Source organism: Halovenus marina (assembly GCF_051414115.1).
Classification (GTDB): domain Archaea; phylum Halobacteriota; class Halobacteria; order Halobacteriales; family Haloarculaceae; genus Halovenus; species Halovenus marina.
Genome location: NZ_JBLKNZ010000001.1, coordinates 412365 through 436883, shown reverse-complemented (window position 1 = coordinate 436883; position 24519 = coordinate 412365). Strand labels below are relative to the sequence as shown.

The following is a 24519-nucleotide window of genomic DNA, read 5'->3' as shown; positions in this document are numbered from 1 at the left end:
AATCGCTGACAGCATCAGTGCTTCGGTGCGACATCCCGCTTTGAGCACCATAAGACATACAAACTGAATCCGAGTAGACGCGTCTGGTTCCCAATCGCCCGCCCTGGAGACGAGGAATGACAGCACCAGCCGACCAAACCCCGATCGACGCCGTTACTGCTCGCTCTCGGCAGGTCTGGCAGCGCCTCGGCCCGGTTCGCCGCCGAGTTCGCGCTCGCGTTGCCGTCGACACCAGAGCACTCGCCGCCTTTCGGATGACGCTCGCACTCGTCATCCTCGTCGATCTGATTCACCGGTCGCGGCATCTGGAACTGTTTTACACCGACGAGGGGCTGTACCCCGTTGCGGCCTACGAGGAGACCTACCGGCAGTTCACCGGGCTGTCGGTACACGCCCTCTCGGGTGACCTGTGGTTCCAGCAACTCCTCTTCGTCGCGGCCGGACTGTTCGCGCTCGCCTTTTTCGTCGGCTATCGGACGCGACTGATGGGGCTTATCTCCGTTCTGCTGTTGTTCTCGCTGCACGCGCGGAATCCGGCGCTACTCAACGGTGGTGACCGCCTGTTTCGGGTGCTGCTTGCGATTGCGCTCGTCACGCCGCTCGGGGAGCGCTGGTCGGTCGACGCACTTCGCCGGGGCCACGCCCGGTCGACGGTCGCAAGCTTCGGCACCGTCGCCGTCCTCCTCCAGCCGGTCGTCGTGTTCACCTCGAACGCGATACTGAAACACCGCGGCGACCTCTGGTACGCGGGCGATGGACTCGAACTCGCCCTGTCGAACGACGCGATGCGATTCCTCCTCGGCAACGTCATCGTCGAGTCCCCCCGGCTGATGACCGCGCTCAACTACGGCTGGGTGACGCTACTGGCCGGGTCGTCGGTGTTACTGCTCGGAACGGTCGGCCGGGCGCGTGCAATCGCTGCACTGGCCTACATCTGTGCGTTTCTCGGGATGCTGTCCGCGATGGCCGTCGGGCTGTTCCCGCTCGTTCTGATCGCGTCAGTGCTTCCCTTCCTGACCGCGCCGTTCTGGGATGCGGTCACCGCTCGCGTTCCGTCTCGCTGGGCTGACAGACTGCCAGATAGGGAGCAACTCGGGCCGCTGGGTCGGCCGCCGCTGGAGCGACGGCTGCTCGACAGGCTCGAAGAACGTGGCCACTCGGCGGTCGTTGACATTCCTCGCGTCGCGATGGCCACGCTCGGATTGCTGGTCGTCGTCTGGATGCTGCTGTTCGCGGCCGCCGACGTCACTGCCTCCGAGGTCCCCGACCAGCTTGAGTACGACCACCTCGACCAACAGGACTGGGGGCTGTACGCGCCCGACCCTCTGTTCGGGTACAACTACTACGTCCATCAGGCGGAACTGGTCGACGGATCGACGGTCGACGCGCTCTCGAACGGGACCGTCGACTTCGACCGCCCGCCGGACGGGTCCGCTGCCTACGACACCTTCCGTCACCGGAAGTTCATGAACCTCGTCTGGTGGTCCGGCGACGGAAGTTCCCACCCGATGATCGCCGACCGATACGCGGCGTGGGTCTGCGAGCAGGCCAGCGACACCTACGACAGACGAGTGGTGCGCGTGACGGTCTATCGCATGTACCAGCCGATCCCACTCGACGGGGCCTACGAAGATCCCAGTCGGCACCTCACAGTGCGCGAGCGGTGTGGGTGAGTGCGCAGTCGAAACTGGGCACTTTTACCGGTCGCACTGCTACGTTTCGGGTATGCAGACGCACATCGTCCCGGTCGGGTTCGACTACGACCGGCTGATCGCGCCGCTGGTTCGCGAGCAACTCGACGTGGACCGCGTCGTGTTGCTCGAAGGCGCGGTCGGCAGCGAGGCCAACGTCGAGTACTCACAGAACCTGGCGAGCAAGCTCGAACAGGACTTCCAGAACCTGCTCGGAGCGACCACCGAGCGGTTCGTCATCGAGGACGTCTACGACTACGACGAGGCCTTCGAGCAGGCCTACGCACTCATCAACACGGAACTCGACCGCGACGAGGCTGGCGACAACGAAGTCTGGGTGAACATCTCCGCGATGCCCCGAACGGTCTCGTTTGCCTTCGCCACCGCCGCCCACTCCATCATGGTCGAGCGCGAGGAGGACCGCAACCGCATCCACACCTACTACACGGTCCCCGAGAAGTACCTCGAAACCGAACTCGCAGAGGAACTCCGAACCCAGATCGAACTGCTCGAAGACCTCCAGACCGACGAGTCAGTCGCCGACGAACGCGTGACCAAGCGCCTCGACAGCGCCCGACAGCTGCTCTCCGAGTTCGACGAGCGGGGGACGACCATCGGCGCAAAGGAGATCGGGGGTAGCCACATCGTCGAACTCCCGGTCGCCTCCTTCCGGAACGTCAAGCCCTTCGAGGAGGTCATCCTCTTTACGCTCGGCGAACACGGCGAGTTCGAGTCCGTCTCCGAACTCGCCCACCAGCTCGCCCGCGAACTCGGCGAGGAGTACACCGACTCCTTTCGCTCGAAGGTCATCTACAACGTCGACCGACTCGGCCCGGGCGGCAAGGGCTACATCGAACAGGAACAGCACGGCAACTCCCACCGAACCCGACTCTCCCGGATCGGAGCGCTCTGGGTGCGCGCACACTCTGACGACTGAGGTCGCTGATATCGCGTGTGGCGCTGGTTCCCCACGTTCATATTCCTCGACGGAGAATCAGCATGCATGGTAGTCGTCGAGACGGGAGCCCGGTTGCACTTTGGCTTCCAGAATCTCTCGCTGGCACACGAGCGCCTGTATGGCGGCGTCGGCGTCTCGCTCGAACACCCACGGATCGTGCTTGAGGTCACGCAGGCTCCGACTCTGTCCTGTTCTGCCGCAGTTCTAGAGCCGTACGCTCGGGAGGCGCTCGACCATCTGGGCCTCGACGGTGCGCGTCTGAACCTGAGCGAGGGCATCGACCGCCACGTCGGCCTCGGAAGCGGCACCCAACTCGCGCTCGCCAGTCTCGTCGGCATCGCACGAGCCTACGGACGGACGGTCGACCCCCGCGAGGCCGCGCCGTCGCTGGGCCGTGGGGGGCGAAGCGGCGTCGGCGTCGCCACCTTCGAGCGGGGCGGTTTCGTCGTCGACGCTGGCCATCGCACCGAGCGGTTCACCACCGCCCCACCAGCGGAGGGTAGCTGGACGGTTCCCAAGCCCATCGTCACCGAACACCTTCCCGACGAGTGGCGGTTCGTCCTCGTTCGACCAGACACCGACTCGGGACTGAGCGGTGCCGACGAGGACGAGAGCATGCGGTCGATCGTCGAGCGCGCCGACCCCGGAATCGCCGACGAGATTGCGACGCTGCTGACCCGACAGCTTCTGCCCGCGGTGGCCGAACAGCGAATCGGCTCCTTCGGGGCGGCAGTCGCCCGTCTCAGCCGCCTCAACGGCGCGTGGTACGCCGACGAACAGGGCGGCGTCTACCGCCCGCCCGCTGGCAAACTCGTCGAGGTAATGTCGGAGAGTCCCGTCGTGACTGGGGCTGGACAGTCCTCGTGGGGGCCGACGGTGTATGGGGTGACGAGCGACTCCGCGATCGAGCGTGCCCGCGAGGACGGCGAGCGCGCGCTCGACGCCGCTGGTGTCGACGGCCGCGTCGAAGTCGTCAGACCGCGCAACGAGGGCGCTGTCGTCGAGGAACAGTAGGCGGCACGGTGGTGGGCAATAGTGGGCAATACTTAATATTTCGTGGGCAATAGTGGGCAATACTTAATATTTCGTGGGCAATAGTGGGTACTATGAAGATCGACGCCGACGAATTCCAGACGAACGAGACCGACGACAGGGGACGGATCTATCTTGGAACAGAGTACGCGAACAAGCGCGTCACCGTCGCTATCGTCGACATCGAGTCCACAGGGCCAGACGAGGAGGAACTGGCCGCAGCGTATCGCGAGGCGTCGGACAGCGCCACCACGATAGCAGCGGAGTGGGACGAGGCGTCGACCGAAGCGTGGGATGGGCTCGACGAATGAGCGACGGCGTGACGATCCGACGTGGAGATGTCGTCATCGTTCGCCTCGATCCGGCAGAAGGGCACGAGCTGAAAAAGACACGGCCAGCGGTCGTTGTGCAGAATGACGTGGGGAACAAGAACGCGAGTACGACAATCGTCGCGCCCGCGACGGGAACCTACCGGGGATATCCGTTCGAGGTGCTGGTCGAGGCGGCCGACTCGCCGTTCGAGAAGGACTCCTCTGTCCGTCTTGACCAGATTCGGACCGTCGCTATCGAGCGTCGCATCCAGTCGGTCGTGGGACGGCTGGACGCTGAGACGATGGCCGAGATAGACGAGGCGTTGAAGCTGAGTCTGGGGCTCAGCACGAACTAAGCCAGGCCGAGGTCCCGGTCAGGGCAGTTCCCGCAACCCGTCGAGCATCTCCTCTAAGTCGGCCGAGGTGACCGCGAGCGAAAAGCCCTCGATGCGGGCAAGATCCGTCGCGTGCTCCCAGACGTCGTCGGGTTCGATGCCGTGCAAGACGACGGCGTGGGGGGTCGGCTTGACGACTCGGAGCGCGACCAGCGGCGACTCCCCGCGGGTGACGTTCGTGAACACGAGCGCGCGGTTCGTACTCTCCCCGTACAGGTCGTAGAACTCGTCGCTGGAGAGCCGACGGATCACCTCGATGCTGTCGATGACGGTGTGACCGGCGATGGTGTCGTGCGTTCCGGAGACCAGTTCCGTGGCGTCTATCGCGCGATAGAACCGCTGTGTCGGGATCGTAGCCCCGTACTCCCGGAGGTCGTGGACGACCTCGCTGTCGAATCCGGCGGAGAGAACGCGAGTGTACTGGCGGATGTGCGTGCCGCCGCGCTGTTCGTCGATGTCGAGCAACGCCGCGACCGTCCGGCGAACGACCTCGATCCCCGGATTTCCCCGGCGGCCGCTCTCGTAGTCAGAGACCACCGAGGGGGAGACGTCGAGCGCGTCCGCAAGGTCGGTCTGTGCAATCTCGAAGTCCGTGCGCCACTTCCGGAGTGTCGCCCCGGGGTCGTCGCTGAGCACGACCTCGCCTGCGATCTTCTCGGCGAGTTCCGCCCGTGGCCCGCGTGACATGTGTCTGTCCGACTCATCTCCACGGCAAAAACGTATCGGAAACTGGGCTGACACACACCGAACACCGAAGGAGCACACCCGACGACGCGACTTACAAAGCGGAGACGGCCCGTGTGATCCCCGCGGGGTCGTCAGCGACATCGAACGTGAGGCGAGCGGTCGTCCCGTCGTCGGTCTCGAAGGAGATGCTGCCGCGACAGTACTCACACAGCCACTTTGCGATCCAGAGACCGACGCCGCTCGTGTGTGAGAGCTTCGTCTCCTGGTCGGCACGCAGCGGTTCGATTTCGTGGTCGGGAATCGCCGGACCGTTGTCGCTCACCGAGAGCGTCACTTCGTCGTTTCGCGTGGTTATCTCGACGCGAACATCACACTCCTCGGGCGGGGCTGAGTTGTGTTTGATCGCGTTCTCGATCAGTTCGCTGATCGCGTGGCGCAACACTTCGTCCCCGTATATCTCGGCCCGGTCTGGCGCGTCGAGCGAGATGTTCGCATCGGGGTACCCCCGTTCGACCGCGGTGATCGCATCGGTCGCGATGGAGACCAGATCGACGCGACTGTGGTCCGTCTCGACGATGTCGACGTCGCTGACGACCTGCATCTTGTTACTCAGTGTCGCAACCGCTTCAGTTCGCTGGGCCGCTTTGTCGAGATCCGCCCCCCGCTCTGCAGATCGTTCGAGGTCGAGATGCCCGCGGATCACCGTGATGTCGTTGCGGATGTTGTGCCTGAACACCCGCTGGAGGACCTGCAACTGCTGGCTCACACGGTGGAGTCGCTCCCGTGACCGGCGAATGTCGCGCTGGCGAAGCGTCGTCAGACCGAACACCACGAGTCCCGAAAGCCCGACGAACACCCACCCCTTCACCGTCTGTACCGTCGTGATCGTCTCTGGCGTCTCCAGCATCGCAACCACGAGCCAGTCGGTGACCACGATCCAGAGGACGCCAAAGGCCAAGTACACGCCGAGCGCTGTGCGCGGGGAGAGCGGCTTGGGACCCGTCTGTTCCATACAAAGACATGACGGCACAGAAGTGTAAGTGTGCTGCAAGAAGCGGTCGTCCGAGCGGAAAGGACAGGGAGAACTGTACTGGTCTTCCCGGCCGAGTTACGCCAGATCGAAGCGGTCGTTGCGCATCACTTTGTGCCACGCGTCCACGAAGTCGTGGACGAGTTTTTCCTCTCCGTCGGCGGCACCGTAGACATCTGCGACGGCGCGAAGGCGGGCGTTCGACCCGAAGATGAGGTCGAAGCGAGTGGCTTCCCACTCGACGTCGCCGGTGTCGCGGTCGCGAATCTCGAAGTGTTCTCCTTCTTCGTCGACAGCCTCCCACTCGTAGTCCATATCGAGCAGGTTCACGAAGAAGTCGTTGGTCAGCGCGCCCGGTCGGTCGGTGAGGATACCGCGGTCGGAATCACCGTAGGTCGCACCCAGCGCGCGCATGCCGCCGACCAGCACGGTCATCTCGGGGACGGTCAGGTTCAGCAGTTCCGCCTTGTCGACCATCCGCTCTTCGAGGGAGTCGTACAGGTCGTCCTCGTACTCGCCGCCGAGATAGTTCCGGAAGCCGTCGACTTTCGGTTCGAGTACCTCGAAGGACTCGACGTCGGTCTGCTCCTGCGTGGCGTCTGTGCGGCCCGGTTCGAAGGGCAATTCGACGTCGTAGCCAGCCTCGGCCGCTGCCTGCTCGACGGCCGCGTTCCCGCCCAGCACGACCAGGTCGGCCAGCGAAACTCTCCGGTCGCCGGACTGGGAGTCGTTGAACGCCGCCTGAATCCCCTCCAGCGTCTCCAGAACCGTCTCCAGTTCCGCGGGTTCGTTGACCTCCCAACTTCGCTGGGGTTCGAGCCGGATCCGAGCGCCGTTCGCGCCGCCGCGCTTGTCGCTCTCGCGGTACGTCGACGCCGACGCCCACGCCGTCTTGGCCAGTTGCGAGACGGTCAGGTCCGAATCGAGGATCGTCTCCTTGAGTTCGTCGACCTCTTCGTCGCCGATCAGGTCGTAGTCAACGTCGGGTAGCGGGTCCTGCCAGATCACCGTCTCGTCGGGCACCTCCGGGCCGAGATACCGCTCGGGCGGACCCATGTCGCGGTGGAGCAGTTTGTACCACGCTCGTGCGAACGCCTGCTGGAACTCTTCGGGGTTCTCCTGGAACTGCTCCAGCACCTCGCGGTAGTCGTCGTCGTGTTTCAGGGCGACGTCCGTCGTCAGCATCATCGGCTGTTCTGTCTCCGAGGGGTCCTGTGCGCCCGGCGCGTAGTCGATGTCGTCGCCGACCGGTCGCCACTGCCAGGCACCGCCGGGCCCCTTGACCGAGGTCCAGTCGTGTCCCAGCAGGTTGTCGACGTAGCCCATATCCCACTGCGTTGGCGTGTCGTTCCACGGCCCCTCGATGCCGCTGGTGATCATCCCAGGCTTTTCGTCGAAGTCGTGGTCCCAGCCGAGGCCCTGCTCCTCGATGGGTGCCGCCTCGGGTTCGGGGCCGAGATGTTCGTCCGGGTCGTCAGCACCGTGGACCTTCCCGAAGGTGTGACCGCCAGCGATGAGCGCCACAGTCTCCTTGTCGTTCATCGCCATGCGCTCGAACTCCTCGCGGATGTTCTTCGCGGATCCCTCCACGTCTGGTTCACCGTCGGGCCCCTCGGGGTTGACGTAGATGAGACCCATCACGGTGTTCGCGAGCGGGTCCTTGAGGTTGCCTGCCTCCCCCTCGACGTAGCGGTCAGGGGAGGTCGTCTCGAACTCTGTTTCGGGACCCCACTCTGTCGCCTCGTTGGACTTGTACTCGTCATCGCGGCCGCCAGCGAAGCCGTACGTCTCGAAACCCATCGTCTCCAGTGCGACGTTTCCGGCGAGTACGATCAGGTCGGCCCACGAGAGTTTGCGACCGTACTTTTGCTTGACAGGCTGGAGCAGGCGGCGTGCCTTGTCGAGGTTCACGTTGTCCGGCCAACTGCTCTCCGGCGGGAGACGCTGGAGACCGCCCGAGGCACCGGCGCGTCCGTCGGCGGTTCGGTACGTCCCGGCGCTGTGCCACGCCATCCGGATAAAGAGCGGCCCGTAGGTGCCGTAGTCGGCTGGCCACCACTCCTGAGGGCTCATCATTACCTCCCGAATGTCTGCTTTCACTTCCTCGAGGTCGAGTTTCTGGAACTCGTCTGCGTAATCGAAGTCCTCGCCGTAGGGGCTGAGGGTTCGAGCGTTGTCGTCGAGAATGTCCAGTCGCAGTAGATTCGGCCACCAGTCCTGATTGGACCAGGTCATATCCCAGGCTACGGCGTTATCGTCTTAAGCCTGTCCGTTGCGGAGAACGGTCGTGTTTGGTTCTGAACAGAACGCTGGCGAGGAAAACGCTGAAGGGAAATTTGTCGGTTCAGTATGACAGTATCGAGCGATCGGTCGCGCGTCCACAATCGCTTTATTCGTGACCCGCCTGCATCCGCTAATGAGCGATTGGACCGAGCGATACCGCCCGTCGTCGCTGTCGGAGGTTCGGGGCAACGACAGCGCCCGCGACGCGGTGCGTGAGTGGGCCGATTCGTGGGACAGCCATCGCGAGGCGGTCATCCTCCACGGCCCGCCAGGCGTCGGGAAGACATCGGCCGCACACGCGCTGGCTGCCGACAAGGGCTGGCCGACGATCGAACTCAACGCCTCTGACTCACGGACGAAAGACGTCATCGAGCGGGTCGCGGGCGAAGCCGCAAAGAGCGCGACACTCACGGGCGGGTCGAACCGCCGTCTGGTCATCTTAGACGAGGCAGACAACGTCCACGGCAACGCCGACCGCGGCGGCAGCCGCGCCATCACCAGCCTCGTCAAGGAGGCGAATCAGCCGATGATCCTCATCGCAAACGAGTACTACGACATGGCAAACGGGCTGCGAAACGCCTGTCAGGACGTCGAGTTTCGCCCCGTCTCGAAGCGCTCTATCGTGCCCGTGCTCCGAGACATCTGCCGGAAGGAGGGCATCGAGTTCGAGGACGAGGCGCTCGACCGCATCGCGGAGATGAACAGCGGCGACCTCCGGGGGGCGATCAAGGACCTGCAGGCGCTCGGTGAGGGCCGTGACAGCCTCGCGGCCGAGGACGTGGTGACCGGCGAGCGCGACCGCACCGAGGGCATCTTCGACTTTCTCGATAGCGTCATCAAGGAGGCCGGGGCACAGGAGGCGCTCGAATCGAGTTACGACGTCGACGAGACGCCCGACGACCTCATCAACTGGATCGAGGACAACATGCCCAAAGACTACGAGGGGGAGGAACTCCGAGTCGCCTACGACTTCCTCGCCAACGCCGACCGCTGGCTCGGGCGGACGCGCGCCACGCAGAACTACGCATACTGGCGCTACGCCGCCGACAACATGACCGCGGGCGTCGCTGCGGCCCGCCGAGAGCCAAAGGGTGGGTGGACGCGCTACGGCCCGCCGAGTTACTGGTCGAAACTCGGCAGTTCGCGAGCCACGCGGGAGAAACGCGATTACATCGCCCGACAGATCGCAGAGACGAACGGAACGAGCATGAGCACCGCCAGACGGGAGATTCTGCCCCATCTCCGCCTGTTGACCCATCACTGCAAGAACCGCGAGCTAACGGTGGCGATGGCGGCGCGGTACGAACTCGACGCCGACCACGTCTCCTTCGTGACCGGCAGCGGCGAGACGACGAACAAGGTACAGTCCATCGTCGAGGACGCCGAACAGATGCGCGAAGAGCAGTCCGTCGAAGCCTCACAGGGTGCCTTCGAGGGGGCGAGTTCCGGGACTGGTGAGACAGACGGGGAGCGAACTGACGACGCCCCATCTGACGGCTCTGACGCGTCTGCCGACGAATCCGCGACCGACCAGACGGGCACAGACGAAGACACAGACGACCAATCCGAATCGGACGAACGAGCAAAACAAGCCGAGTCCGACGAACAGGCCGGTCTATCGGATTTTATGTAGCAGGTATCCCGTCAGGGGAGACGGATCCATTTTTGTGTCTTCAGCGTCGTATTGCCCGCTATGAGACATTTTGGCCTCAAAATACGGATGGCTGTGGTCGGCGGCATACTCGCGGGATTCTATCTCGTGGCAGTCGCCGCAGCGATGGTGGTGTTCGGTCAGGGCGTGCTCCCGATCGCCATCGTCGGTAGTATCCTCCTCGTCGGCATTCAGTACAAGATCGGCAAGTGGGCCGCCCTCCGCAGCGTCGGTGCCGAGGACCTGTCCGAGACGGAGTATCCACAGATCCACCAGTTCGTCGAGCAGGTCTGTCGCGACAAGGACCTGACGAAGCCGTCGCTGAAAATCGCCGAGATGGGCGTCCCGAACGCGTTTGCTGTCGGTCGCCGCGGCAACGGCACCGTCGTCATCTCGCGTGAACTCATCCAGTTACTCGACCGCGAGGAACTCGAAGGCGTCATCGCACACGAGATCGCACACATCGACAACCGCGACGTCGTCACGATGCAACTCGGACAGGGCATCGCCTCGATCGTCGCCATCGTCGCGCAGTACGCCGTGCTGTTCACCGGCGAGAACGACATCGCGGACTTCTTTCTCGCCATCGTCGTCGGTAACCTCGTGCAGTTTTTCGTGATGCTGTTCGTGCTCGCAATCTCCCGGTACCGCGAGTACGTTGCCGACGCCGACGCCAAGGAGGTCATCGGGCGGGGCGAACCACTCGCTCGTGCGCTGGAGAAAATCGACCAGGGCAACCAGCAGGCCCAAGTGTCGGCCCAGAACGCAACGCACCGCCGGAGTCGCGACGACCGACGCCGCGATACGAACATCGACCAGCAGGTGAGTGCGCTCTGCATCTCCAGCCCCGACAGCGGGCTGCTCCGGAAGATTGTCTCCACACACCCACCGATGGAAAAGCGCATTCAGCGGCTCCGATCGTAGATGTCCGGTCTCCGTGAACTCCTCGCAGTCGTCCTCGGTGTCCTGTTCGGGCTTGCGCTGATCGTCGCACCGCGAACGGCGCTTCAACTGTCCGTGTTCGTCGGCCCGCACCGCCGACGGCGCGGCGAGTACGGCTCCGACCAGGCGATCCCCGACCGGTGGGCGTGGGTCGTTCGCGCCGTCGGCGTTGCGTGTCTCGCTGTCGCTGCGTTGATCGCATATCAGACGTACGCCTGACCACACTGTCGACCACTCACATTCGTGTCGTTGGATCCGTGGCTGAACGAACGAATCGGTAGCAGAAAACGCCACACAGCGCGTCTCATACTGTCGGCTGTACCATCTCGAAAATAATTCGCCACCCGGGGTGGCGAATATTTTTACGCACGTACAGCCGACAGTATCAGTCGTCGGCCTGAACCGTGCCAGTTGTTTTCGTGCCGCCGTTTTCGGACTCCCCGTGGGTCACGTAGGCGACTGTCGTCGCGACGACGAGCGAGCCGAAGATGAGCTGTGCGGCGATCTGATGGGCCATCGAGGCAGTGATGCCGAAGTTGAGGACGGTGTTTGCGCCAAAGAGGATCTGGACTGGAAGCATCACGACTGCAATCACGAGCGTGTAGCGGATGCGGCGGTCGTAGTCACCGCGCCACGCGACGATGCCAGCCCCGAGGATCATGAAGCCGACGACCATCGCGACGAGACGGTGGAACCACTCGACGAAACTCGGCCACGTCGCCGGGAACAGCCCCATCCAGCCGTCACAGAACGGCCAGCGTCCGTCGCACGCGAGGCCAGCGCCGACCTTGCCCGTGTAGACGCCGAGCAAGATCAGAAAGAACGCGCTCACTGTCGTCACCGCCAGATAGTGGCGAAACCGGGATCCCATGTTCCGCTCTCAGGACTGTGCGCCTATTAATGGCTCCATCTGTTCCTACAAACTGAAAACCGTTCGCTCGATTTTGTGAGACGTTTTGTCGAGAATCCAGTATGCGACTGCATTATCAGAGAGTCATAACAGGACACAATCGAATCAAGTTCATCCTCGTTGGGAACAAATCACAGATTCAGTAAGCACATACCTAGCGGTTGGATCGCAAGGGAACGTGGTGTTTCGTCGGTACCGATTGCAGAGTCTCCGACGAATCTATACCGACGTTTCGCCGCCCGAATAAGTTCATCGTACCGTAAAATAGCCCTCAATAACTAACGGTGGGTATCTCCTACAGCAATATGTACCATGCCACTCTATATGGACGTTCATAGGGATGTCGATGCAAGCGTTGAGGATGTTGTAGAAGCCCACAAAAAAGATCTCGAAACCCAGGAGAAACACGGCGTGGAATACTTGAATTATTGGGTGGATGAAGACGAGGGTGCCGTCTTTTGCCTCTTTGAGGGACCCAGCAAAGAAGCGGGTGAGAAAGTTCACAAAGAAGCCCACGGTCTCACTGCAGACGAAATATTCGAAGTCGAACAGCGCGAGTGAATCTCCGGAAACACCGACAGTTGACAACTAGAAGGGGGGTTTCTCTGGATCATGCACGCAGTCTCTGACACCATTCAGTCAGATTGTGCGCTACACCATCTGTAATGAGTGATTCGGGAGTATCAAACGCTAGAATATGCGAATCGTTGGATGACTCCCTTGCTGTATCAAGCTATATGCCGCTGGGGACCAGACAGCACGGTAATGGAGGTCCGGGACCTGTTCGACGTGGTACTCGTCGTCTGTGTCGCCATCCTGCTGTACGTCGAGGTGAGCGTGACACAGCCGTCGCTTCGGGATCTGTCCCTGATCGTCGAGGTGCTCACCGGACTCAGCGTGGCCGTCTATCTCGTCTTTGCGGGCATTCTCGGCCTGCTCTTTGTCTTTGTGATCACGGTGTACATCCCACAGAAACAGAGCCAGCGAACGACCAGATAACGCGCCGATGAGCCGATCAATATCCCCACCACACCGTCGAACGCCGTCGCTCGACCGGATCGCAGTCTGGTGTGGCATCCTCGCGCCGGTGGTCGCACTCGGCTGTGTCTGGCTGGCGACACTCGTCGCCGCGCCCACGGAGTTCACGTGGGCGGAGTACGCGCTCTCTGATCTCGGTCGGCGGGAGGCGTCCACGTTCTGGCTGTTCAACGGCGGACTCGTCGCTGGCGGGCTTGCCGGAATTGCGTTCGCGTGGCCGCTCTGGCGACGGGCACGCAACCGCCTCGAACGCCTGGGTACCGGTACGTTTCTCGTCAGCGTCGTCGGACTCGGACTTGTCGGGGTCTTCTATCTCCCCCGCGACCCGCACGGCCCCGTCGCCATGCTCTTTTTCATCGGCGCACCGATCACCCACTGGCTGTACGGTGCTGGCCGGATTCGGGCCGGAGACGCGCGGCTTGGTCGCCAGTCGATCGCACTGGGATTCGTCCACGTGCTTGCGTGGGGTGGCTGGATTCTCTTCGCGCAGACGTCCGATTCGAGCGAGTGGTTCGCCGTTCCCGAGATGGTCGCCTCGCTGACCTTCGGCATCTGGGCTGTCACGGTTGCGCGTCGGTTGCTCGACGAGGTGCCGCCCTGACCTGAGACAGCGTGGACAGGCCCTGAACGGAGGATACCCACTTTGTCAGTCGGGCAGTGACCCGACCAGGTGTCCGTCCTCCCGTCGGAGCGTCGTGCGTGGGAGGCAGGCGTCCTCGGTGAGACACTCCCCCGTCTCGGGGTCGTACTCCCAGCGATGGGTGGGACAGCGAAACACGTCCTCTCTGACCATGACGCGCCCGCCCTGATGCTGACACACCGTCGAGTACAGCACGACCGTGCCGTCGTCTAACTCGTTGAGGATGTACCGGCTTCCCTCCACTGTCACGACCTGTGGGTCTTCCTCCAGTAGCGATTCCGGGCCGATCTGAACGCTCATGTCTGTCGTAGCGGCGGCGCGGATAAACATCCCCTGAAACGGCGCGAGCGGTTGGTGGAGTGCGAATCTCCGAATATATGTCGTTATACCGCTGGACACCGAAGCGTCGGCAAGAGTACGATGAGCGCACCCACCGACGAGTTCGCCGAGAAGTTCGAGGACAAGTACGAACACTACTTCCCGCAGCTACAGCAGGCCTACAGACAGGCCTTCGAGACGATGAACGACAGCTACGACTCGGAACTCGTCCACGCCATCGACCAGCAACTGCTGGCCGAGAGCGAACCCTTCTACGAGGGCGACGGCGAGTTTCGAATCGAACTCCCCGAAAACCCGAGCGAGCGACTGACTGCGGTGGTCGTCGACGAGGAGAAACTCGACGCCGTCCTCGACCAATACGTCGCCGAACTCGAATCCGAACTGCAGTCTGTGTTCGGGTTCGAGGGCTGAATTGCTCCACGATCAGTCTCCCTGCCGTGGGTCAAACGGGGATTTGAGTCTGGGCTATTGATATGGCGATTCCCCGCGAAGTCGTTCATATGACCGACGGACACCTGACCGACGCGACAGCGAGACAGGAACCGACCGCAGTAGCGAGTGCGGATCTGTTCATTCGCAACTTCGACACGACCCGGACCAACCACCTGACCGTTCGGGTTCGCGACGGCGACGGCATCGTCTTCGCGAGCAGGTACGCGCTCACGCCGGGCAAGACCGAATGCGAAGTCGACCGACTGGGTCCGGGCGAATACGACGTCATCGTGGAGTTGGACAGTCAGCGTCGCGAGCGAGCTACCTGCCGAATCGGTCCGGGTCCCGAGAAGACAGCACTCGTCGAGATCGGGAATGGAACCGTGAGCGTCACGCAAGGGCTGTACTGCTGATACTGCTGGCAGTACTTCGCTGAGCGCCGCGACTGCGCTCGGGCGCGGGTTCGAACATGCCCGGGAAAAGACCCAAAGCCTAAGCCCGCTGACTGCCTACAACAGGACACGATGAGCACGGACACCGAACAGGACCCAGACGACGAACTCCGCGAGCGTATCACGAACTTCCTGCGCCGGAACTTCCCGCAGATCCAGATGCACGGCGGCAGCGCCGCAATCCAGGACCTCAACCGCGAGGAGGGCAGCGTCACCATCCAGCTTGGCGGTGCCTGTTCCGGCTGTGGCATCTCACCGATGACGATTCAGGCGATCAAGACCCGAATGACCAAGGAGATCCCCGAAATCGACCAGGTCAACGCCATGACGGGGATGGGCGGACAGGAAGGCATGGCTGGCGGTGCCGAAGGCGGCATGAGTCCATCCTTCCCCGGTGAGATGGGCGAGGAAACCGACGACGACGAAGGCCCGCAGGCCCCGTTCTAGCGCTCTGACTGCGGTCCGGTCTCTATCTCGCGGATCACTTCGGCAGGATTCCCACCGACGAGTGTCCCCGCCGGAACGTCCGCTGTCACGACCGCACCCGACGCGACTACCGCGTCGTCACCGATCGCTACTCCGGGATTGACCACCGCGCGACCACCGATCCAGACCCGGTCACCGATCTCGACGGGCATCCCATGTTCTCGTGGTCCGGACCGCACCTCGGGGTCGAGCGCGTGTGTCGCGGTGTAGATATGGACGCCCGGGCCGAGCGAACAGTGGTCACCGATCCGGACTGGACACACGTCGAGCAGCACACAGTCGAAGTTGGCGTAGAAGTGGTCGCCGACATGTATGTTGTAGCCGTAGTCACAGCGAAACGGGGGTTCGATGTGACACTCCCCGCCGACAGACCCAAACAGTTCAGCGAGGAGTCGTGACCGGTCTTCGGACGCGTCCGGTGCTGTCTGGTTGTACGATCGCAGCATCTCGCGTGCGTCGCGTCGGTCGGCCGTGAGTTCGGGGTCGCTCGGGTCGTATCGCTCCCCGCGTCGCATCTTCTCTCGTTCGGTGGTCATTCCTCGAAGGCCTCGTGTGTGTTCGCTGTCTCTGGGAGGGTACTTTCCTGCTTGGGTTCGCTTTCAGCGACTGTGACGCTTGGCTCGGCGGCCGCATCTCTCACTCGCGTAGCCCACGCGCCCGCTCCCAGCCACGGACCAGTCTCGTGAGCGTCTCGGTGACCGGAACCAGCCGGTCGGCCTGCTCGACGACATAGCCGTTGATCGCGTCGATTTCGGTCCGTCGCTCGGCCTGCACGTCCTGCAACATCGAGGACGTATTCTCGGCGGTAGCATCAGCGACAGCGAAGACGCGGTCAGCGGTTTCGGTCGGGTCGAGGTCGATCCCCTGCTGTCCGGCGACGCGGGCAGTTTCGTGTGCGACGGCCGTGGCAGTCTCGCGGAGTGGGGCCTCACGTGTCGCCCTATTTTCGACGCGAGCGAGCGCAGTCGTGGGGTTGATCGCGGCGTTGACGGCGAGTTTCTCCCAGAGACGGCGGGGCATGTCGTCAGCGACGACGGTATCGATCCCTGCCTGCTCGAAGGCCTGCCCGACGCGGGTTGCGACCGCTGAGTCGCCGCCCACTCGGGGTCCGAGTGTCACCGTGCCGACGCCGGTACACTCGACGACGCCGGGGTTGCTCAGTCGCGCACCGTAGGTGCAAGTGCCAGCGAGCACGGGACACGAGAGTCCCGCCGCGAGCGTCGCCTCGTTTCCCATCCCGTTCTGGACCGACAGGACGGCGTCGTACTCGAACGTCGAGAGCGCCCGTGCGGCCTCGGGGGTGTCGTAGGCCTTGACAGCGACGACAGCGAGGTCTGCCGACCGCGGTTCGGTGGCCGCTTCGGGGGCCCGTTTCAGGTCGAACGCGCCCGTCACGCGGAGTCCGTCACGCTCGATAGCCGCGACGTGGGGGTCACGTCCGACCAGCGTCACGTCGTGTTCGCGCGCGAGCAGTCCTCCGAGCAGGCTTCCGAGACTGCCCGCCCCGAACACGCAGATGTCCATACCGCGATTTCAGTCTCCGTGTAAGTATAGCTGTCTCCTTCTGTGCAAACTGTTAATCCGGCGTGGACGGAAGCCCCGACAGGATGCGAATCGACATCTACAACGGCCCGAATCTGGACGACATCGGTGCTCGCTCGGACGAGTACTACGCGACGACAAACGAGGCGATCCGAGAGACGATCGAACACACAGCAGACGAGCTTGCCGTCGACTGGAAGCTACAGCAGACGAACCACGAGGGCGACCTGATCGACTGGATTCACGACACGGACGCGGATGGTGTCGTGTTGAATCCCGCAGGACTGACTCACTACGCCGCCGCGCTACGGGACGCCGTCAGCCGCGTCGACTATCCGGTCGTGGAGGCCCACATCTCGAACATCGACAGTCGCGGCGAGGAACTGGAGTGGCGCGGCCGGTCAGTTATTGCACCAGTGTGTGTCGGGCAGATTTCAGGATTCGGCGCGACCAGTTACGAACTGGGTCTGCGAGCGATTCACCGAGAACTCACGGACGCGCAGAACTGACGGTCAAGCGTGCCGGTTCCCAGCGAGATCAGTCCTCCTGCCAGTAGTAGATCTCCTCTTTCGGCGCGCCACAGGTGGGACAGGATTCGGGCATCTCCGAGAGTTGCCCCATCTCGCCACACTCCCAGCAGCGCCACATCAGCGCCTCCGCCGATTTCGATCCCGCCGAATCGACCGACGGCATCACTGCTGCCTCCGTCGTCGCGGAGACGTAGAAGCCGTTCTGGTCGAAGCCTCTGACTGTCCCGAGTTCCGTGCCGTCCGCGTCGTATACGGTCTGACCGAGGTCGAGTCGGTCGTCTGGCTGTTGTTCGCTCATATCAATCTATCTTCGAGTCAGACTAACATAAATGTGCGCTACAGAATACCACACAGGCCGATAGGAGTGTCTACCCACAGTTCAGCTCGAAAAGAGGCTCGTGTGGACCGGCGCGAACTCACTTTCGGGCTCGAAATCCTCGTCTGTGTCGGTGACTGCGGTGCCATCGACGCCGTCGGCGAGGAAGTCCGACAGCGGCGGGCCAACGTTGTCCGGTTCGACAAGAAACGCATCGTGGCCGTGGTCGGATTCGACGACGTGGTGGGCGACCTGCACGTCGGCCGCACGCATCGACTCGGCAAGTGACTCTGCCTGGGCAGTGGTGAAATGCCAGTCAGCGGTGAAGGACATGACGAGGGCTTCGCCATCGAAGGCCGCGAGCGCGTCGGCGTCGTCCTCGAAGCCCTGCGAGAGGTCGTAGTTGTCCATCGCTCGCGTCAGATACAGATAGGTGTTGGCGTCGAAGCGCTCGACGAACTTCTCGGCCTGATAGTCTAGATACGACTCCACGTCCCGGTAGGGAAAGAAGTTGGCCGCTCTGTCGGCGGGGAACGAACGGGTCGCGTCCCGGCCAGCAGCACGGCGGCCGAAGCGCCGTTCCATCGACTCCTTGGAGAGATACATGACGTGACCGATCTGTCTGGCGATACCGAGTCCGTCGTCAGGGTGGTCGTCGCCGTAGTAGTGGCCGCCCTGCCAGTTGGGGTCGGTCGTGATCGCACGGCGAGCGATCCCATCGAGCGCGAGACACTGCGGGTCGAGCCGCGCCGCGGCGGCGATGGGGATGATCGTCTCCACGTGGTCGGGGTGGCGCTTCGCCCACTCCAGAGCGTTCATGCCGCCGACGCTGCCCCCGACGACCGCGCGCAGATGCGGGACGCCGAGTTCGTCGAGCAGGAGTCGCTGGACCTCTGTCCAGTCGGTGACGGTCACGGCGGGGAAGTCCGTCCCGTAGGGGTCGCCGGTCTCGGGGTTCGTGGAGTTCGGGCCGGTCGTCCCGTAGCAGGACCCGGGCACGTTCACGCAGACGACGTAGTACTCGGTGGTGTCGATTGCCTTGCCGGGGCCGACGATGTCGTCCCACCACGCGCGGGCCTGTCCGGCAGTGCCCTCGCCGCGGTCGTGTCCGGCGACGTGGGCGCTACCGGTCAGCGCGTGACAGACCAGAACCGCGTTCTCGCCGGTGAACTCACCGTAGGCCTCGTAGGCGACGTCGAGTTCCGGGATCGACTCGCCGCACTCGAACTCGAAGGCTCCCAGCGAGATGGTGTCGTGTTCGACCTTCATGGACTCACCTCCTCGAGTTGGGTCTCCCGGTTCGTCATGGGTTCACCTCGTCGATAGCACTCTCTAAGTCAGCGACGATATCAGCCTCGTCCTCGATGCCGACCGAGAGGCGGATCAACCCCGGAGTCACACCGGAAGCGCGCTGTTCCTCCTCGGAGAGTTGCGCGTGCGTGGTGCTCGCCGGATGGGTGATCAGGGTCTTGGCGTCGCCGATGTTCGCGAGAAACTGCGCGATGTCGGTCTCCTCACAGAGGCGTTTCCCGCCCTCGAAGCCCGATTCGAGTTCGAAAGTCACCATCCCCCCGAAGCCGCAATCGAGGTACTCGCTGGCGTTGTCGTGTGTCTCGTGGCTAGCCAGTCCGGGGTAGTTGACCCACGAGACCTGTGGGTGGTCGGCGAGAAAGTCGGCGACGGAGAGGGCGTTCTCGCAGTGGCGTTCCATCCGCACCGACAGCGTCTCCGCGCCCTGCATCGTCACCCACGCGTCGAATGGCTTCTGTCCGTCCCCGAGACTGCGAAGCGCCCGGTGGCGGGCCGCGACGGCAAACGCTCGGTCGCCGAACCGCTCGACGAAGTTCCCCCCGAACGCCGGGTTCTCGCCACCGATTTCGGGATACTTCTCGGGGTACTCGTCCCACGGGAAAGACCCGCCCGCGGCGAGGACCCCGCCGACGGTCGTCCCCGACCCGTGGATCCACTTGGTGGTCGACTCCCAGACGAGGTCGGCCCCGTGTTCGAGCGGGCGACACAGCGCTGGTGTGGCGAAGGTGTTGTCGACGAACAGCGGGACGCCGCGGTCGTGAGCAACCGTCGCGATGGCCTCGAAGTCGGGTGTGACGAGCGACGGGTTGCCGATGGTCTCACAGTGGACGTAGGCGGTGTCGTCGTCGATAGCGTCGGCGTACGCGTCGGGGTCGAGCGTGTCGACGAAGCGCGGTTCGACACCGCGACGGGTCGCCATCTTAGTGAAGTAGGAGTGGGTCCCGCCGTAAATCGAGGCCGCAGAGACGATGTTGTCCCCCGAGGCGGCGAGAATCGAGGTGGCCGCGTCGAGCGCTGCCATCCCCGACCCGGTCGCCACCGCTGCGCTCGCCCCCTCCAGACTCGCGAGTCGCTGTTCGAGCATCGACACCGTCGGATTGTCGAATCGCGAGTAGACGTTGTCCTCGGCCTCCAGCGCGTACAGGTCCGCGGCGTGGTCCGCGTCGTCGAACACGTACGAAGAGGTCTGATAGATCGGCGGCGCGCGCGCTCCTGTCGTCGGATCAGGCTCCTCCTGTCCCGCGTGGACACAGCGTGTCCCGAAGCCACGCTCGTCCGGCGTCTCTCTGGTCATGTTTGTAAGTTATATATCTCCAGGCATCTATAACCGCGAGTTACGGCAAAACTCGCAACGACTGGTACCATGGCACACACAGCTGGTAGAGACGGGCGAGCAGCGATGCCCGTCGGTCGGTCACTCCCCGTAGCGGCGCTTTCGGTCCTGGTACTCCCGAAGCGCGCGGAGGTAATCGCGTCGACGGAGGTTCCGCCAGTTCACGTCGGTGAAGTACAGTTCGGAGTACACCGACTGCCAGATCATGAAATCCGAGAGGCGTTCGGCCCCAGTCTTGATCACCAGATCCGGCGCGCCCGGGAAGATGAGACGGCGCTCGATGTCCTCCTCGGTGACCGTCTCGGCGTCGAGCACGCCCGCTTCGACATCGTGTGCGATGTCCTGCACTGCCGCTGCGAACTCGTGTTTGCCGCCGAGGCCGATGCTCACCTGGATGGGAGCGTCCGCACGGCTGTCGTCCTCCGGGGACCGAACTGCGATCGGTCGGGGCGTATCGACGGATTCGAGTTGGGCTTCGAGCGTCGGGATGACCTCCCGGTCGAGCACGCTCACGTACACGACGACCTGGGTTGCGTCGAACTCGAAGGCCCACCGAAAGAACGAGGCGAGGCGGTCGTACGCGCCCGCCTCCAGCAGGTCCCGTTCGGTGATGACAACTGCCACTGTCTCGGGGAGAGCGGCGTCGGACAGGCGGAGACGGGTGGCGAGATACGTATCGTACAGGCCCACAGTCTCCGTTACCGATTCTGGAGTAAATGCACGTCGATATGCTATTTGTCTGCCGACATCTTCGTCGGCCAGTCCGGAAATGGTAAGTACTGGTCGGCTATACCGCCGATAGTGACATCTCCCGTCCGGCGTGCAGTCGCCTTCGCGCTCGTCGGTACGCTCGCGCTCGTGATCCCACTCATCGGCCAAAACGAGGACCCAGCGCTGGCGACAGTCGTCGCTATCGGCCCGTTTCTCGTCGTCGCGATGTTCGCACTCACCGTGCGGTCACAGAACGTCCTGTTCGAGTTGTTCGCTCGACCGGGTGACCGTCGCCACGGCAAACTCTACGGGCTTGCCGGGTTCGCACTCACCGCCGCCGGACTCGCCATCTTCACCGTCGAGTTTGGGATGCCGACTCACGTCTACGTCGGGACGGTCTTTTTGCTCACCTTCGGCAATCTGACCGGCCATCTGGTTCGCACGGTGACCCACGAGCGCGTCGTCGCAGCGGGCGGGTTCGTCCTCGGTGGCTTTCTCCTCGGAACCGGCGGCCAACTGCTCGCAATCGAACTCGGCGGGATGAGCGTCGCGTGGCAGACAGTGGCCTTTCTCGGGGCGAGTGGGAGTCTCATCGCCGCCCTGCTCCGCGAGACGTTTTTCAAACACGACGACGCGCTCGTGCTCGTCGTCGTCGCGCTGGTGCTGTGGCTCATCGCTGGCTTTCCGCTCGACATCTCGACCCAACAGATCGCCGTTGCGCTCGTCGTGACGGCCGTGCTCGGCTACGCCTCCTTCGCGCTCGATACCGCCTCGCTGCCGGGGATGATCACCGGCGTCCTGCTCGGCCTGCTGACCATCGTCTTGGGCGATTACGGCTGGTTCGCCATGCTGATCGCCTTCTTCGGGATCGGCGGTCTCTCCTCGAAGTTCCGGTACGACCAGAAGCTGGACCGAGGGATCGCGCAGGAAAACGAAGGGGCGCGAGGGTCCGGCAACGTGCTCGCAAACTCCCTCGTCGCGCTCGTCGCAGTGCTCGCTGCCGCCGCCAGTCCGATTGCTGGGCTCTCTGAGGCAGTCTTTTTCTTTGCGTTCGCTGGCGCTGTCAGTACCGCACTCGCGGATACACTCTCCAGTGAGATCGGTGGTCTCTACGACAATCCGCGTCTGATCGTCTCACTCGATGTCGTCGAACCGGGGACCGACGGCGCAGTCACGTGGCAGGGCGAACTCGCCGGGCTGGTGGGCGCTACCCTCATCGCCGCGATTGCGTTCGTCGGATTCGGCGGCGTGACGACGGTTCCGGCCGCGGCCATCGTCGCCGCAGGTGCGGTCGGGATGACCGTCGACAGCCTGCTCGGCGCGCTCATCGAGGGACGCTACGTCGGCAATCAGGGCGTGAACTTCCTGGCGACGCTCGCGGCAGCGCTCTTCGGGGGGGCCGTCGCCGTCGCCTTCGGGTTCGCCCTATGAGCCCTGTTCGACCCGCACGGCCCGAAGATATGGACGTGCTGCGGGAGATCCAGCAAACGGCACTCGCAGAGCCGTGGCCAGAACTCCTACCAGCGGCGGTCGAGGGGATCTTATCGTGTGTCGTCATCACAGCAGAGAAGCGCCAGGCTACTGTCGAGCGGTCCCGGTGCAAACCGGTCGGCTACGTGGTCTACATCCCGGGCGGTGAGACGGCCTATCTGCCCGAACTCGCCGTTTCCCCCGACCGACAGAACGAGGGGTACGGGTCGACACTGCTCGAAGCCGTCTGCGAGGACCTCGCACAGGAGGGATACACACACGTGCGACTCACCGCTCACGCGGCAGACGAGCGTGTCCACCGGTTTTATCAGCGCCACGGCTTCGCGGCCGTCGATCGTGCGCCCGACCAGTTCGAGGACGGGGACGGGATCATCTTCGAGCGAAGACTTGACGGCGCCGACTGAGTACGCTCGCGGAGAACAGTTTTATCCGTGACTGCCGAAAGGCAGTCCATGAGCGAACGGACGGTTCGGGAGGCGCTTCAGACGATTGGCCTCTCCGAGAAGGAAATCGAGGCATACATCACGGTGCTCAAACAGGAGTCGGCGACGATGGGGACAGTCGCCGAGGCGGGGAACATCTCACAGAGTTACGTCTACGAGATCGCAAACAGGCTCGCAGACCGGGACCTGTTGACGATAGACGAAAGCGAGACGCCGACGGTGTTGCGTGCGCGACCTCCGGGAGAGACCGCCGATGCCCTCACGACACGGATCGAGTCGTTCGAGGAGGCGGCGTCCTCGATATACGACAGAACGGCGACGGGGAAGGCTGGATTCGAGGTCATCAACGTCCCCCGGACGGTCCGGCGACGCGTAACCGACCACATCGAGACGGCCGAAACGGAACTGTTGCTCGTCGTTCCGGCACAATCGCTGTCCCGGATCCTCGACCTGCTCGAAGCGGCACAGCGCCGTGACGTGATGGTCTACTGTCTGCTGTTCGGGACCGAGAAAGCGATCGAAGAAACGCTCGCGAGTCTCGACCGGCCAGCGGAGTACTTCGACGTGCTTCGGGGCTGGTCGGGCTACCCGTCCTTGCTCGTCCTTCGAGACGGGGTCGCTGGCCTGTTCGGAACCCACAACGCGCTCGCAAACCCGGACGACTCACACGCCTTTGCCTTCACCCAGCATGCCGTCGGCGGCATGCTCTCGTCGCACGTGATCAGCAACGTCTGGCCGCTGGGTGAGGAGAAGATGATCGCAGAACCACTGGATTTGCCCCGGTCGTTCACAAACTTTCGAACGGCGGTGACGACGGCGACCCTGTATCTCCAGTCAGACACGCCACTCGTTGCCGACCTGTCGGTGATCGATCTCGAAACCAGAGCGGAGACTACCTTCGAGTCGGCCCCGGTCCGCTCGGTCAAGCAGGCACTCATCGAACCCACCGAGTACGACATCCCGATCGAATGCGCGCTCGTCATCGAGACAGACGATGGGCTCGCGACTGTCGGCGGAAACATCTCGCCGGAACGACCCACAGAGATGGGACCGTACTTCGACGACTACGGGGCGACTGACGTGACACTCCGGTTCGCCGACTGATCGGTCTCGACGGGGTCAGCGAACGCAGATAAATACCGGCGGAAGTGGGGGGCGATGCTGGCCCGCACGCACAGCACCAACTGCTTTCGAAACGATGCCGGGGTATCCCCGACGTGCGCGACCATCGACCGGGATAGGGGGCTGTGATAGACCGACACCGTGACCGGTCCGATCGATCGTATTGGCCGACGACCGCAGCACGTCGGATATCAGCGTCGCAGTGTGGCGTCTCGGCCATACCTGCGGTTTCCCGCAGCGGTACAAGCTGTTTCTTCCATCATTAAAAAATTCCGAAGGGCTCAGTTTCTATGCCCTGAGGACTGTCTACTATGGAGACGACAGCCCGCTTCGGAGCGTCTCATTCAACCAAAGATAAATAACAAGAATATGGTAGATTAGAAGTAAAATAAGATAATATATATTTCCCGGGTCAGTATCGAGAGCGGACGTCAGTACCGGAT

At 63.2% G+C, this 24519-nt stretch carries 29 protein-coding genes; 18 read left to right on the top strand and 11 right to left on the bottom strand.

Annotated features, from left to right (window positions below; all coding sequences use genetic code 11):
- The first annotated feature begins 116 nt into the window (after positions 1-116).
- From ACMGFL_RS02220 to ACMGFL_RS02200, 5 genes are all read left to right on the top strand, one after another.
- Positions 117-1673 carry an HTTM domain-containing protein gene (locus ACMGFL_RS02220; protein ID WP_436933902.1) on the top strand — a complete coding sequence of 519 codons (1557 nt, stop codon included), beginning with the start codon at positions 117-119 and terminating at the stop codon, positions 1671-1673.
- 52 nt (positions 1674-1725) lie between these two features.
- Positions 1726-2628, top strand: coding sequence for an HFX_2341 family transcriptional regulator (locus tag ACMGFL_RS02215; RefSeq protein WP_436933901.1), 903 nt, complete (start codon positions 1726-1728; stop codon positions 2626-2628).
- A gap of 66 nt (positions 2629-2694) precedes the next feature.
- Positions 2695-3663, top strand: a complete 969-nt coding sequence (locus tag ACMGFL_RS02210; RefSeq protein WP_436933900.1) for a beta-ribofuranosylaminobenzene 5'-phosphate synthase family protein — start codon at positions 2695-2697, stop codon at positions 3661-3663.
- A 92-nt stretch (positions 3664-3755) separates the two neighbouring features.
- A complete protein-coding gene (locus ACMGFL_RS02205; protein WP_436933899.1) occupies positions 3756-3992 on the top strand; it encodes a hypothetical protein in 237 nt (78 codons plus the stop codon).
- Positions 3989-4348 (top strand): type II toxin-antitoxin system PemK/MazF family toxin, encoded by a 360-nt coding sequence (locus tag ACMGFL_RS02200; RefSeq protein WP_436933898.1) that lies wholly within the window; start codon positions 3989-3991, stop codon positions 4346-4348. Before ACMGFL_RS02205 ends, ACMGFL_RS02200 begins: the two co-directional genes overlap by 4 nt.
- A gap of 18 nt (positions 4349-4366) precedes the next feature.
- Here ACMGFL_RS02200 and ACMGFL_RS02195 read toward each other — a convergent pair whose 3' ends face one another.
- The 3 genes from ACMGFL_RS02195 to katG all read right to left on the bottom strand — a co-directional run bounded on the left by ACMGFL_RS02195 (position 4367) and on the right by katG (position 8339).
- On the bottom strand, positions 4367-5074 hold the full coding sequence (locus ACMGFL_RS02195; RefSeq protein WP_436933897.1) for a helix-turn-helix domain-containing protein: 708 nt from the start codon (positions 5072-5074) through the stop codon (positions 4367-4369).
- 91 nt (positions 5075-5165) lie between these two features.
- Complete coding sequence (locus tag ACMGFL_RS02190; RefSeq protein WP_436933896.1) at positions 5166-6086, bottom strand: sensor histidine kinase; 921 nt, start codon at positions 6084-6086, stop codon at positions 5166-5168.
- A 96-nt stretch (positions 6087-6182) separates the two neighbouring features.
- A complete protein-coding gene (gene katG / locus ACMGFL_RS02185; protein WP_436933895.1) occupies positions 6183-8339 on the bottom strand; it encodes a catalase/peroxidase HPI in 2157 nt (718 codons plus the stop codon).
- 181 nt (positions 8340-8520) lie between these two features.
- Here katG and ACMGFL_RS02180 point away from each other — a divergent pair, with 181 nt between their 5' ends.
- The 3 genes from ACMGFL_RS02180 to ACMGFL_RS02170 all read left to right on the top strand — a co-directional run bounded on the left by ACMGFL_RS02180 (position 8521) and on the right by ACMGFL_RS02170 (position 11199).
- Positions 8521-10020, top strand: coding sequence for a replication factor C large subunit (locus ACMGFL_RS02180; RefSeq protein WP_436933894.1), 1500 nt, complete (start codon positions 8521-8523; stop codon positions 10018-10020).
- Positions 10021-10107: 87 nt separating this feature from the next.
- Positions 10108-10962 (top strand): M48 family metallopeptidase, encoded by an 855-nt coding sequence (locus tag ACMGFL_RS02175; protein ID WP_436936405.1) that lies wholly within the window; start codon positions 10108-10110, stop codon positions 10960-10962.
- Positions 10963-11199, top strand: coding sequence for a DUF6199 family natural product biosynthesis protein (locus ACMGFL_RS02170; RefSeq protein WP_436933893.1), 237 nt, complete (start codon positions 10963-10965; stop codon positions 11197-11199).
- A 166-nt stretch (positions 11200-11365) separates the two neighbouring features.
- Here ACMGFL_RS02170 and ACMGFL_RS02165 read toward each other — a convergent pair whose 3' ends face one another.
- Positions 11366-11851 (bottom strand): COX15/CtaA family protein, encoded by a 486-nt coding sequence (locus ACMGFL_RS02165; RefSeq protein WP_436933892.1) that lies wholly within the window; start codon positions 11849-11851, stop codon positions 11366-11368.
- Positions 11852-12214: 363 nt separating this feature from the next.
- On the opposite strand from ACMGFL_RS02165, the gene ACMGFL_RS02160 reads away from it, so the two are divergent.
- The 3 genes from ACMGFL_RS02160 (at position 12215) to ACMGFL_RS02150 (ending at position 13529) form a co-directional block, all read left to right on the top strand.
- On the top strand, positions 12215-12451 hold the full coding sequence (locus ACMGFL_RS02160) for a DUF4242 domain-containing protein (RefSeq protein ID WP_436933891.1): 237 nt from the start codon (positions 12215-12217) through the stop codon (positions 12449-12451).
- Positions 12452-12655: 204 nt separating this feature from the next.
- A complete protein-coding gene (locus ACMGFL_RS02155) occupies positions 12656-12889 on the top strand; it encodes a hypothetical protein (protein ID WP_436933890.1) in 234 nt (77 codons plus the stop codon).
- A 7-nt stretch (positions 12890-12896) separates the two neighbouring features.
- Positions 12897-13529 carry a DUF998 domain-containing protein gene (locus ACMGFL_RS02150; protein WP_436933889.1) on the top strand — a complete coding sequence of 211 codons (633 nt, stop codon included), beginning with the start codon at positions 12897-12899 and terminating at the stop codon, positions 13527-13529.
- A gap of 45 nt (positions 13530-13574) precedes the next feature.
- Here the strand turns inward: ACMGFL_RS02150 and ACMGFL_RS02145 are convergent, their stop codons facing one another.
- Positions 13575-13868, bottom strand: a complete 294-nt coding sequence (locus ACMGFL_RS02145; protein ID WP_436933888.1) for a Rieske (2Fe-2S) protein — start codon at positions 13866-13868, stop codon at positions 13575-13577.
- Between the two features lie 120 nt (positions 13869-13988).
- Between ACMGFL_RS02145 and ACMGFL_RS02140 the strand changes: the two genes are divergently transcribed.
- The 3 genes from ACMGFL_RS02140 (at position 13989) to ACMGFL_RS02130 (ending at position 15238) form a co-directional block, all read left to right on the top strand.
- A complete protein-coding gene (locus tag ACMGFL_RS02140) occupies positions 13989-14318 on the top strand; it encodes a DUF5783 family protein (RefSeq protein ID WP_436933887.1) in 330 nt (109 codons plus the stop codon).
- An 89-nt stretch (positions 14319-14407) separates the two neighbouring features.
- Complete coding sequence (locus ACMGFL_RS02135) at positions 14408-14752, top strand: Ig-like domain-containing protein (RefSeq protein ID WP_436933886.1); 345 nt, start codon at positions 14408-14410, stop codon at positions 14750-14752.
- Positions 14753-14863: 111 nt separating this feature from the next.
- Positions 14864-15238, top strand: coding sequence for a NifU family protein (locus ACMGFL_RS02130; RefSeq protein WP_436933885.1), 375 nt, complete (start codon positions 14864-14866; stop codon positions 15236-15238).
- Here the strand turns inward: ACMGFL_RS02130 and ACMGFL_RS02125 are convergent.
- Entirely contained in the window at positions 15235-15813 is a 579-nt protein-coding gene (locus ACMGFL_RS02125; protein ID WP_436933884.1) for a sugar O-acetyltransferase, read from the bottom strand. The two genes, ACMGFL_RS02130 and ACMGFL_RS02125, sit on opposite strands and share 4 nt — an antisense overlap.
- A gap of 100 nt (positions 15814-15913) precedes the next feature.
- On the bottom strand, positions 15914-16801 hold the full coding sequence (locus ACMGFL_RS02120) for a ketopantoate reductase family protein (protein WP_436933883.1): 888 nt from the start codon (positions 16799-16801) through the stop codon (positions 15914-15916).
- Positions 16802-16884: 83 nt separating this feature from the next.
- Between ACMGFL_RS02120 and ACMGFL_RS02115 the strand changes: the two genes are divergently transcribed.
- Complete coding sequence (locus ACMGFL_RS02115) at positions 16885-17328, top strand: type II 3-dehydroquinate dehydratase (protein ID WP_436933882.1); 444 nt, start codon at positions 16885-16887, stop codon at positions 17326-17328.
- 28 nt (positions 17329-17356) lie between these two features.
- Here ACMGFL_RS02115 and ACMGFL_RS02110 read toward each other — a convergent pair whose 3' ends face one another.
- The 4 genes from ACMGFL_RS02110 to ACMGFL_RS02095 form a co-directional block, all read right to left on the bottom strand.
- The gene (locus ACMGFL_RS02110) at positions 17357-17647 is read right to left on the bottom strand and encodes a DUF7130 family rubredoxin-like protein (RefSeq protein ID WP_436933881.1); all 291 of its coding nucleotides are present in this window, start codon (positions 17645-17647) and stop codon (positions 17357-17359) included.
- 81 nt (positions 17648-17728) lie between these two features.
- Positions 17729-18934, bottom strand: coding sequence for a homoserine O-acetyltransferase MetX (gene metX / locus ACMGFL_RS02105; protein WP_436933880.1), 1206 nt, complete (start codon positions 18932-18934; stop codon positions 17729-17731).
- A gap of 34 nt (positions 18935-18968) precedes the next feature.
- Positions 18969-20270 (bottom strand): O-acetylhomoserine aminocarboxypropyltransferase/cysteine synthase family protein, encoded by a 1302-nt coding sequence (locus ACMGFL_RS02100; protein WP_436933879.1) that lies wholly within the window; start codon positions 20268-20270, stop codon positions 18969-18971.
- A 120-nt stretch (positions 20271-20390) separates the two neighbouring features.
- A complete protein-coding gene (locus tag ACMGFL_RS02095; RefSeq protein WP_436933878.1) occupies positions 20391-20999 on the bottom strand; it encodes an undecaprenyl diphosphate synthase family protein in 609 nt (202 codons plus the stop codon).
- Between the two features lie 111 nt (positions 21000-21110).
- Here ACMGFL_RS02095 and ACMGFL_RS02090 point away from each other — a divergent pair, with 111 nt between their 5' ends.
- The 3 genes from ACMGFL_RS02090 to ACMGFL_RS02080 are packed head-to-tail and all read left to right on the top strand — an operon-like array spanning position 21111 to position 24058.
- Complete coding sequence (locus ACMGFL_RS02090) at positions 21111-22451, top strand: DUF92 domain-containing protein (RefSeq protein ID WP_436933877.1); 1341 nt, start codon at positions 21111-21113, stop codon at positions 22449-22451.
- Positions 22448-22915: a GNAT family N-acetyltransferase gene (locus ACMGFL_RS02085; RefSeq protein ID WP_436933876.1), complete on the top strand. Its 468-nt coding sequence runs from the start codon at positions 22448-22450 to the stop codon at positions 22913-22915. The genes ACMGFL_RS02090 and ACMGFL_RS02085 overlap by 4 nt, the downstream gene beginning before the upstream one ends.
- Positions 22916-22963: 48 nt before the next feature.
- Positions 22964-24058: a TrmB family transcriptional regulator gene (locus tag ACMGFL_RS02080; RefSeq protein WP_436933875.1), complete on the top strand. Its 1095-nt coding sequence runs from the start codon at positions 22964-22966 to the stop codon at positions 24056-24058.
- Positions 24059-24519: the final 461 nt, after the last annotated feature.